The 6,846-nt window shown below is 68.0% G+C and carries 5 protein-coding genes; all 5 read left to right on the forward strand.

Going from position 1 to position 6,846, the window contains the following annotated elements; all coding sequences use genetic code 11:
* Positions 1-623: 623 nt before the first annotated feature.
* Positions 624-2,405: a methyl-accepting chemotaxis protein gene (locus AB1I47_RS33050; RefSeq protein ID WP_354687864.1), complete on the forward strand. Its 1,782-nt coding sequence runs from the start codon at positions 624-626 to the stop codon at positions 2,403-2,405.
* A gap of 113 nt (positions 2,406-2,518) precedes the next feature.
* Positions 2,519-4,474, forward strand: coding sequence for a putative bifunctional diguanylate cyclase/phosphodiesterase (locus AB1I47_RS33055; protein ID WP_354687865.1), 1,956 nt, complete (start codon positions 2,519-2,521; stop codon positions 4,472-4,474).
* 114 nt (positions 4,475-4,588) lie between these two features.
* Positions 4,589-4,981 carry a response regulator gene (locus AB1I47_RS33060; RefSeq protein ID WP_354687866.1) on the forward strand — a complete coding sequence of 131 codons (393 nt, stop codon included), beginning with the start codon at positions 4,589-4,591 and terminating at the stop codon, positions 4,979-4,981.
* Between the two features lie 143 nt (positions 4,982-5,124).
* The gene (locus AB1I47_RS33065) at positions 5,125-5,601 is read left to right on the forward strand and encodes a chemotaxis protein CheW (RefSeq protein ID WP_354687867.1); all 477 of its coding nucleotides are present in this window, start codon (positions 5,125-5,127) and stop codon (positions 5,599-5,601) included.
* Positions 5,602-5,762: 161 nt separating this feature from the next.
* Positions 5,763-6,846 (forward strand): methyl-accepting chemotaxis protein (locus tag AB1I47_RS33070; RefSeq protein WP_354687868.1); only part of this gene is annotated, 1,084 nt, incomplete at its 3' end.

Consider the following 6,846-nt stretch of genomic DNA (forward strand, 5'->3'; position numbering starts at 1 on the left):
GCGGGTTGTTCTGGCGGATTTATTTATTCGGGTGGCTTTTGCTTTTTTTTTTTTTTCTGAACGATTTCTTGATATGTCGACATTGCGTCCTGGGTTTCGGGTTGGGGTGTATTGGGTGTGGGGTATGCAGTACGGTGAATTGCGAAAACAATTATAACGACGGAAAGGCTGGCTGCAAATCCTGGCGCGCTTATCCCACATCGTTTTTGCGAAAATTCTCGCCACCGATTTTGCGGTGAACTTTCGGTGTCGGCGCCGGTCGCGCCGGTATTCCGTCCGCTGGGCCATCGCGCCCGCCTGGAATGGGCCCGCGCATAAATGGTGTTTTCCGGGCAGGGCAATGGCACCGTTCGTGGCCGGGCGATGAAATCAAATCGCCATAATCGACAGACCGCCCGGAAAACGGGATTCGGCCGGCAACGGGCACGGCCCGCGTGCCGTATATCCGACATTGGACCGGCCGGCATCCATTCGGGCTGCCATTTTGCCGGCATCTCAGGGGCGACTGCTCAAGGATGAGTGGGGTTGGCCGTTATCCGGGCAGGGCGGATCGTCGGGGTGTCGGTCCAGCCGTACCGGGGCCAGGGGTGTGCCCCGTGGATTCCTCACAGTCTCCTTTCATCATGTCTTTCCAGAACAATATCCAGATCAAGACCCTGTTACGGGGCGCCATGGGAATGCTGTCGTTGCTGCTGCTGCTGGTCGGGGGTGCCGGCCTGCGCGGGATCTCGCAAAGCAACGATGCGCTCAAGGAGACGTATGCCAACCAGCTCGCCTCGGCGGTGGCGCTGAGCGACGCGATGCTGGCCACCACGCGCATGCGCCTGGCGCTGGACCGCAACGTGATGGTGGGCGAGGCTGACGACCCCAGGGTCAACGTGGACCGCTCCAAGGTATTCGTCGAGGCCTCCGATGCGGCCTGGAAGCGCTACACCAGCCTGCCGCAGAACGACCAGGAGAAGGCGCTGGCCGCCGAACTGGGCAAGCATCGCCAGGCCTTTATGGAGCAGGGCGTGCTGCCGCTGCAGGCGGCGTCGCTGGCGGGCAACCAGGAGGAATCGGTGCGGCTGGCGAAGAAGGTGCTGCCCGACCTGCAGCGCAGCATGTCAACCGCGCATGAGAACCTGTCGAAGTTCCAGATGAGCGCAGGCCAGGCCAATTTCGAGGCCGCGCAGGCGGGCTATGCGCGCATCCGCATGCTGTCGGTGGCGCTGATCGTGCTGGGACTGGTGGTGGCGGCGCTGTGCACCTTCACGCTGAACCGTGCCATCGTCACGCCGGTGCAGGAGGCGCTGGCCGTGTTCGAGCGCATTGCCCGCGGCGACCTGACCTCGCGCATCACCAGCATCTCGAAGAACGAGATCGGCCGCATGATGCAGGCGCTGGCCGCGATGCAGCAGAGCCTGTCGGGCATCGTCGCCGAGGTGCGTACCGGCGCCGATTCGATGGCGTCGGCCACGCAGCAGATTTCCACCGGCAACCTGGACCTGTCGCAGCGCACCGAGGAACAGGCCTCGTCGCTGGAGCAGACCGCGGCCAGCATGGAAGAGCTGACCACGGTGGTGCGCCAGAACGCCGACAACGCGCGCCAGGCCGGCGTGCTGGCCAACGAGGCCTCGCAGATCGCGCTCAAGGGCGGCGACGTGGTGGGCCGCGTGGTCGATACCATGAACGAGATCAACGGCGCGTCGCGCAAGGTGGTCGAGATCATCAGCGTGATCGAGGGCATTGCCTTCCAGACCAATATCCTGGCGCTGAACGCGGCGGTGGAAGCCGCACGGGCCGGCGAGCAGGGGCGCGGCTTTGCCGTGGTGGCGGGCGAGGTGCGCAGCCTCGCGCAGCGCTCGGCCTCGGCCGCCAAGGAGATCGAGGCGCTGATCAGCGAGTCGGGCCAGCGCGTGGAAAGCGGCACCAGGCTGGTGGCCGAAGCGGGCCAGACCATGGGTGAGATCGTGCAGGCAGTGCGCCGCGTGACCGACATCATGAACGAGATTGGCGCCGCTTCGCAGGAGCAGACCACCGGCATCGAGCAGGTCAACCAGGCGGTGAACCAGATGGACGAGGTCACGCAGCAGAACGCCGCGCTGGTGGAAGAAGCCGCCGCCGCGGCCGGGGCGCTGGAAGAGCAGGCCTACAAGCTGAAGAACGTGGTGTCGGTGTTCACCATCGGCGCGGGGGGTAGTACCGGTAGCGGCTCGATGGCAACGGTGGTCCGGACTCCGGCCGCGCCTGCGCGCACTGCCCCGGCTCCGGCGCCGACGCAGGCTCCGGCGATTGCCGCCACCGCCGCCCCGGCAGCCGCCGCACCGCGCGCGGCCAGGGTCCGGCCGGCTCCCGCCGTTCGTCCCGCCGCCCGCCCGGCCACGGCCACCGCGGGCGGCGACGACGACTGGAGCGCCTTCTAACCGGTTGTCCCGCGTATTGTCTTGTTCACACGAGGACCGCAAGATGCCATGATGCGGGGTTTGCCCCGCGTCCGGTTCGTCTTCGCGCATTCTTTTCTTCACCGCGCAGCCTAATGATTGCCCTGAGTTCCGTCCTGTTGCTGCTTGCCGCCTTGCTGGGCGTGGCCGCCGCCCTCGGCATCCGCGCCGGGCGGGCGGACCAGGGAGCCGGAAGCCGGTCGCTGCGCGCGCTGAGCTGGTCGGCCGCGTTGCTGTCGCAGCTCACCGTCAGCCTGCCGTTGATCGTGGTGGTGTGTTCGGGCAGCTTGCCGCTCGCCAACGACGCCGCGCAGCTCACCGCCAGCTTTGCCGCCGCGGCCGCGGCCACGACCGCCGTCAAGTTGCTGGCGCAGTGGCTGCGCCACGGCACGCGGCTATGGCGCAGCGCGGCGATCATCGCGGTGGTTGCCGGCGCCGGGCTGGTGGCCGCGGCGGGCACCCACCTCGGCCGCGCATGCGGCGCCGGCACCGTGTCGGCGCGCCACTGCATCGACGCCGCCGGCCTGCCGCATCCGGCCTGGCTGGCGGGCGCGCTGACCGCGCTGTGCGCGCTGATGTTCGTCATCCACCGGACCCAGTCGCGCGGCTGGCTGCCGCAGCGCAGTGAAACCGATACGGGCGTAGAACTGGTCGACGAGCCCCACCCGCATCGCATCGCCGAGCCGCGGCTGGTCCGGCGCGGCGGGCGCATCCCGGGCCGGCTCACGGTGCGGGCCGCCGCACGCGGGCAAGGCACGGTCGGCGAATACAGCGTCGCCACGGTGATGCCGGATCGCGTGGCCTTCGGCCGCTGGCTCGACCAGGCCATCGCGCAGGCGCGCCTGGCTGAAACCGCCTGCGCCGTGCTGCTGATCCATATTGCCGACTACCGCGAGGTCGACGAGGTCTTCGAGATCCGCGCCGACGATATCCTGGCCCAGGACGCCGGCGCGCTGGCGCAGGCCGTGCTGGAGCCGCACGACTTCCTGGCCCGGCTGGCGCGCGACGAGTTCGCCGTGGGCGTGCCGGAACTGGTCAACCACGGCCGCGCGCAGGAGCTGGGTTCGCGCATGCTCGGCTCGCTGGCGGAATTCATCGCCGCGCGCGGCCTGCAGATGCAGATCGGCGTCAATATCGGCATCGCCATCTATCCGCGCGATGCGCAGACCTCCGAGGCGCTGATGCAGGCCGCCCGCGTGAGCCTGGCCGAGGCGCGCGAAAGCGGCTCGAACCAGGTGCGCCTGTTCAACAGCGCCGCCGGCGAACGCGCGCGCCGCACCCGCGTGATCCGGCGCGACCTGTGGCTGGCGATCCAGGACGATGCGCTGTCGCTGCAGTTCCAGCCCAAGTACGACGCGCGCCGGCGCACGCTGGTGGGGGCCGAGGCACTGTGCCGCTGGCGCCATCCCGCGCTGGGCCAGGTCAGTCCCGCTGAGTTCATCACGGTGGCCGAGCAGTCCGGCCAGATCGACAAGCTCGACGACTGGGTGCTGACGAGCGTCTGCCGCCAGGTGCGCCAGTGGCAGGACGCGGGCATGCCCACGGTGCCGGTGGCGATCAACGTATCCGGGCTGCGCTTTGCCAGCCGCAATTTCCCGCAGTACCTGCTCGAGCAGATTCACCAGCACGACATCCCGCCGTCGGCGATCACGCTGGAAATCACCGAGACCGCGGCGATGAAGGACATCGGCAAGTCGCTCGAGACGCTGGCCGAGCTGCAGTCGCTCGGCATCCAGGTGGCGCTGGACGACTTCGGCAGCGGCTATTCGAGCCTTGGTTATCTCAAGCGCCTGCGCGTAGGCACGCTCAAGATCGACCGCACGCTGATCGGCGGGCTCGATACCGATGCGCAGGGCCGCGCCATCGTCGGCTCGATGGTGGCACTGGCGCACGAGCTGCGCATGAAGGTGGTGGCCGAGGGCGTCGAATCGGCCTCGCAGCTCGACATCCTCAACGAGATGGGCTGCGACGAGGTGCAGGGCTACCTGCTGTCGCTGCCGCTCGATGCCGGCGGCTTTGCCGACGCGTTGCGCGAACTGAACACGCAATAGCGCAGCAGGGCGCTAAAGGCGGGCTGCGTGGCTGCCGATAAGCCGGCAGGCAGGATGTCGACCGCGACCCATCTTCCCGGCGGATCCGACCGAGCCCTGCAAACCGGAGGCCCAATGTCATCGCCCAGCATCCTCGTCGTCGACGATTCCCCTTCGCTTCGCCGCATGATCGCCGCTTGCCTGCGTGCCGGCGGCTTCGATGTCACCGAGGCCGCCGACGGCGACCAGGCGCATGCGCTGGCCACCGCCGGCAGCTTCGGCATGCTGGTCACCGATCAGGTCATGCCGGGCATGGACGGCCTGACGCTGATCCGCAGCCTGCGCGCCACCGATCGCTACGCGCGCATCCCAATCCTGATGCTGACCACCGAGCATGACGGCAGCATCCGCGACCAGGCCCGCGCCGCCGGCGCTTCGGGCTTCCTGCCCAAGCCGTTCGATCCCGATGGCCTGATGCAGGCCGTGGCCGCGCTGCTGGCGCTCCCGCACCCCACGACGGAAGGGTAAGGAAAGCCTGACGGCACCCTTCAGTCAGCCCCGTTCGCCGCCGTAAACACTGGTGGGCGACGTCATGCCCTCCGGTGCCTGCCGCGGCCATGCCCGCACGCAGCGCCAGGAAACCAGCATCAGCAATCTTGGGGGGCTAGACGATGAAGCACATCGACAAGGCGGACGGCGCCGTTGAGGAATTCCTGGCGTTCAGGCTCGGCCGTGAGGAATACGGCATTGATATCCTGAAGGTGCAGGAAATCCGCGGCTACGAGTCGGTCACCCAGCTTGCCAATGCGCCGGACTACATCAAGGGCGTGATCAACCTGCGCGGCATCATCGTGCCGATCATCGACCTGCGCATCAAGTTTCGCCAGCAGAACGTCAGCTACGACCAGTACACCGTGGTCATCATCGTCGACCTCAACGCGCGCACCACGGGCATCGTGGTCGATGGCGTGTCCGACGTGCTGACGCTGACCGCCACACAGATCAAGCCTACGCCGCACTTCTCCGGCGAGCTGGCCACCGACTACATCCGCGGGCTCGGCTCGGTCGAGCAACGGATGCTGATCCTGGTCGATATCGAGAAGCTGCTCAATACCGAAGAACTCGCGGCGCTCGAAGCCGTCTCCTGAATCCGGCAACAAACGCATACCGCTTTACCGCAACACCGCTTTACCGATCTTTCCGCCCCCGCCGTCCGGCCGCCGTACCACGCCAGCCGGATCGAACCCGCCGGGGCCCCGCCGCCGTCCCACCGTGCATGGCAGCGCTCCGGCAAGCAGTACTGTCATAGATGCGAAACAACCAACCCGTTACGCAGCGCGAATACGAGCTCTCTCCGTCGGACTACCTGATCTCGCGCACGGACCTCAAGGGCCGTATCACCTTCGCCAACCGCACCTTTATCGAGGCCAGCGGCTATGCGGCGGAGGAACTGCTGGGCGCGCCGCACAACCTGGTGCGCCATCCCGGCATGCCGCCGGAAGCGTTCGCCGACCTGTGGCGCAACCTGGAGGCCGGCCGCACCTGGATCGGCGTGGTCAAGAACCGCCGCAAGAACGGCGACTACTACTGGGTCAACGCGACCGTGACGCCCACGCGCGTGGACGGCCGCGTGGTGGGCTACACCTCGGTGCGCTCGATGGCCACGCGCGATCAGGTCGAGGCGGCCGGCGCCGCGTATGCGCGCTTTCGCGCGGGCCGCGCGGCCGGACTGGCGATCCGCGATGGCGCGGTGGTGCGCACCGGCATCGTTGGCCTGGCCCAGCGCCTGGTGCGCATGAACCTGAAGCGCCGCATCCTGTGGGCGCAGGCCGGCGCGCTGGTGTGGTTCCTGGCGGCACTGGTGGCGGTGGAGATTCTCGACCGGGACGGCGCCGCGGTGCTGCGCCCGTGGCTGTGGAGCGGCTTTGCACTGGCGCTGGCGACCTCGTTCGGCGCCGGCACCATGCTGCTGGCGCGCGTGAACCGGCCGGTGCGCGACATGCTGGACTTCGCGCTGCGCATGGGCGCGGGCGACCTGACCACGCGCTTCGAACACCGCAGCAAGGATGAAATCGGCGCGCTGGCCGGGGCGATGCAGACCATGCAGCGCAGCCTGCTGTCGGTGGTGCATGAGATCCAGGAAGGCATGGCGAGCATCTCCACGGCGACGCGCCAGGTGGCCGCGGGCAACAACGACCTGTCGCAGCGCACCGAGCAGCAGGCCGCGTCGCTGGAGCAGACCGCTTCCAGCATGGAAGAACTGACCAGCACCGTGCGCCAGAACGCGGACAACGCACGCCAGGCCAGCGGCCTTGCCGCCAATGCCTCGGACACCGCGCTGCGCGGTGGCGAAGTGGTGGGCCGGGTGGTGCAGACCATGGACGAGATCAACG

The organism is Cupriavidus necator (assembly GCF_040578825.1).
In the GTDB taxonomy this organism is placed as follows: domain Bacteria; phylum Pseudomonadota; class Gammaproteobacteria; order Burkholderiales; family Burkholderiaceae; genus Cupriavidus; species Cupriavidus necator_E.